Source organism: Streptomyces sp. NPDC057654 (genome assembly GCF_042800135.1).
Lineage (GTDB): Bacteria > Actinomycetota > Actinomycetes > Streptomycetales > Streptomycetaceae > Streptomyces.
Window position 1 is genome coordinate 1 of sequence record NZ_JBHVHQ010000882.1, and the last position, 3,506, is coordinate 3,506.

Annotated in this window: 4 protein-coding genes; all 4 read left to right on the plus strand. The window is 70.9% G+C overall.

Features of this window, described 5'->3' with window-relative positions; genetic code table 11:
* The first annotated feature begins 100 nt into the window (after positions 1-100).
* The 4 genes from ACFU99_RS37660 (at position 101) to ACFU99_RS37675 (ending at position 3,342) form a co-directional block, all read left to right on the plus strand.
* Entirely contained in the window at positions 101-571 is a 471-nt protein-coding gene (locus ACFU99_RS37660) for a GntR family transcriptional regulator (protein WP_384401394.1), read from the plus strand.
* Positions 568-1,503, plus strand: coding sequence for an ATP-binding cassette domain-containing protein (locus ACFU99_RS37665; protein ID WP_384401397.1), 936 nt, complete (start codon positions 568-570; stop codon positions 1,501-1,503). Before ACFU99_RS37660 ends, ACFU99_RS37665 begins: the two co-directional genes overlap by 4 nt.
* Entirely contained in the window at positions 1,500-2,450 is a 951-nt protein-coding gene (locus ACFU99_RS37670) for a transporter (RefSeq protein WP_384401400.1), read from the plus strand. Before ACFU99_RS37665 ends, ACFU99_RS37670 begins: the two co-directional genes overlap by 4 nt.
* A gap of 130 nt (positions 2,451-2,580) precedes the next feature.
* Entirely contained in the window at positions 2,581-3,342 is a 762-nt protein-coding gene (locus ACFU99_RS37675) for a class I SAM-dependent methyltransferase (protein WP_384401403.1), read from the plus strand.
* Positions 3,343-3,506 lie beyond the last annotated feature (164 nt).

Here is a 3,506-nt window from a genome sequence, read left to right on the forward strand (position 1 = left end):
GTCGACGCCTATCCGCATCATTCCACTAACAGGTTAGTGAAACGACGTTGGCGTAGTGCGGTGCGAGAGGCAGCGCGGCATGAGAGGCGAGGCGGGACCTATGCAGACCATCGCGTTCCGTATCGACCGGCGCAGCGGCGTCGCCGCCTATCAGCAACTCGTCGACCAGGTCCGCCAGGCGCTGCGACTGGGCATGCTGGAGCCCGGCGACCGGCTGCCGACGGCCAAGGACGTGGTCGCCGCCCTCGCGATCAACCCCCACACCGTGCTCAAGGCATACCGCGAGCTGGAGCGCGAGGGCCTCGTCGAACCGCGCCCCGGCCAGGGCACGTTCGTCAGGCGCTCGCTCTCCCGCCCCGAGTCCGCGCCCGACGCCCCGCTCCGCACGGAACTCGCCGACTGGACGCACCGCGCCCGCGAGGCCGGACTCGACCGCGACGACGTCGCCGCGATGACCGGGGCCGCCCTGGACCAGAGCTACGGCCCGCCCCCGCCGCCACCCGTGCCCGTATCCCTCGCGGGCGCCGGCACCGCGGCCCCGCACCCGGCGTCCTTGGAGGAAGCGACGTGACCGATCCGACCGCCCCCATGGCGCTACGGGCGACGCGGCTCGGCCGGAGGTTCCGGAGCGGCTGGGCGCTGCGCGACTGCGAATTCGAGCTGCCCGCGGGCCGCATCACCGCCCTCGTCGGCCCCAACGGGGCGGGCAAGAGCACACTGCTGCACCTGGCGACCGACCTGCTCCGGCCCACCACCGGCGAGCTGCGGGTCTTCGGCGCGGCCCCCGGCACCGCCGAGGCCCGCGACCGCACGGCCTTCCTCGCCCAGGACAAGCCGCTCTACCCGCGCTTCTCCGTCGCCGACACCCTCCGCTTCGGCCGCGAGTTCAACCGCACCTGGGACCAGGCCACCGCCGAACGCATCGTCCGCGCGGGCGGCATCGGCCTCACCACCCAGGTCGGCACCCTCTCGCAGGGCCAGTGCACCCGCATCGCCCTGGCCCTCGCCCTCGGCAAGCGGCCCGATCTGCTGCTGCTCGACGAGCCGCTCGCCGACCTCGACCCGCTCGTACGCCACGAGGTCATGGGCCTGCTGATGGCCGAGGCCGCCGAACGCGGCATCACCGTCGTGATGTCCTCGCACGTCCTGTCCGAGCTGGAGAACGTCTGCGACCACGTGCTCCTCCTCAAGTACGGCGGCGTCCGCCTCACGGGCGACGCCCAGAAACTGCGTGACGCGCACGCCCTGATCACCGGCCGCGCCCACGACGGCGCGGACGACGGCCTGCCGCCCGAAGTGGACCGCGCCACGGTCGTCGAGACCACCCTCACCGGCCGTCAGGTGACGGCCCTGGTCCGGGAGCCCGACCTCGTCGACCGGCGGTGGGTCACCGAAACCCCCTCCCTGGAAGAGCTGCTGCTCGGCTACCTCCGCGCCCCCGTCCGGCCCGGGTCCTGTACGGCCCCCACGGCCCCCGGCGACCCGGCCGAGGAGGCGGCATGAGGGGAGCCCACTGGCTCGCCTGGCGTCAGCAGCGCACCCTGATCCTCGTCGCGACCCTCACCCTGCTCGCCTGCACGGCGTATGTCTGGTTCCGGCGCACGGAGATGCTGGCGTTCATCGCCGATCAGCACATCACCATCTGCAAGGGCTGGAACGGCGGCTGCGGCACCCAGGCCACCGAGCGCCTGCTGCGCGAGAACAGCGACCCCATCCGCGCCCTCGCCACGCTGAGCATGGTCCTCCCGGCCCTCATCGGCATCTTCTGGGGCGCACCGCTGATCGGCCGCGAACTGGAGAGCGGCACCTTCCGACTGGCGCTCACCCAGGGCATCGGCCCCCTCCGCTGGTTCGCCGCCCGCTTCGGCCTCGCCGCCCTGTACGCGGTCTTCAGCTCCGCGGTCCTCGCGGCCCTCGTCGCCTGGTGGTGGTCGCCGATCGCCAACATGCTCGACGGCCCGTACTGGTACGACGGCTACATCTTCAACGCCACCGGCCCCGCCGCCGTCGCCTGCGCCCTCTTCGGCCTCGCGGCCGGCACCGCGGCCGGCCTGCTGACGCGCCGCCTGCTGCCCGCCATGGGCATCGCCCTGGCCTCGGTCGCGGTGGTGCGCCTCGCCCTGACCTTCTTCCGCGCCGACTGGCTGCCGCCCACGGCCCGGGTCACCCCCGGCATGGTCCCCAAGATCCCGGTCGGCAGCGCCTGGTCCACGGGCCAGTTCGGCTACATCAAGCCGTCCGGAGCCGAGGAGGGGGTCATGAACTGCCCCTTCTCCGGCGCCGAACTGAAGCAGTGCATGGCCGAACACGGCTACATCGCGCGCTTCCACAAGGTGCACCCCAGCAGCGACTTCTGGCCCCTCCAGTGGATCGAGACGGCCATCCTGCTGAGCCTGGCGGTCGCGCTGACCGCCCTCACCATCCGCTGGCTCCGCGCCAGACACGTGTGACAAGCGGTCTTTTTGTCGCCTTTTCCCCTTCCTTCCTTCCCTTCTCCGCCCCTGCCGTCCCTCACCCACGCACACCCGCCGTCCCTCGCCGTCCCCTACGGAGGTCAGACCCGTGGCGTCATCGAAAGCCATGCTCAAAAACCGCACGAGCCTCACGCACAAGGTGCGTTACGCGGTCAGCAACCCGGCCCGCATCGCTCCCTACCTCAAGCGCACCGCCCGCGACAGCTGGCTCCGCGTCAAGCACCCCAACCACGTCGACTACTACCGCGCCGTCATGGCCTCCGACACCAGCCGCAACCCCGAGGCCGCCGTCGGCAGCCAGACCCACGACCGGTGGCTGGCCCTCGGCAAGATGCAGTTCGACTACCTCAGCGAGCACGGGCTGACCCCGGCCCACCGCATGCTCGACATCGGCTGCGGCAACCTCCGCGCGGGCTGGCGCTTCATCGACTACCTCGACTCGGGCCACTACTACGGCATCGACATCTCCCCCGACATCCTCATATCCGCCAAGCAGACCCTGACCACGTACGGGCTCCAGGGCAAGCTCCCGCACCTGACCATCACCCAGAACCTGACCCTGGACTTCCTCCCCGACGACCACTTCGACGTCGTCCACGCGCACAGCGTCTTCTCCCACTCGCCGATCTCCGTCATCGACGAGTGCTTCGCCCACGTCGGCCGCATCCTCGCCCCCGGCGGCTTCTTCGACTTCACCTTCGACCGCACCGAAGGCGCCGAACACCAGGTACTGCGCGAGGACTTCTACTACCGCACCGAGACTCTCATCGCCCTGGCCGAGAAGCACGGCCTCCGCGGTCGCTTCATGGATGACTGGGAGACCCGCAAGCACGGCCAGTCGAAGATCCGCGTCGACCAGCCGAAGTAGTCGACCTGCCGAAGCAACGGTGACGGGCTGACGGGGGCTGACGGGGACTGACGGGGGAGACCAGCGGGTGCCCCGTTATGTTTTTCGCGGTCCTGCAATGGGGCCGCTGGCCTCCGGGCCCGGCATGACTGTTGCCCCCTGTCGAACCCATGACCTGGGGGGTG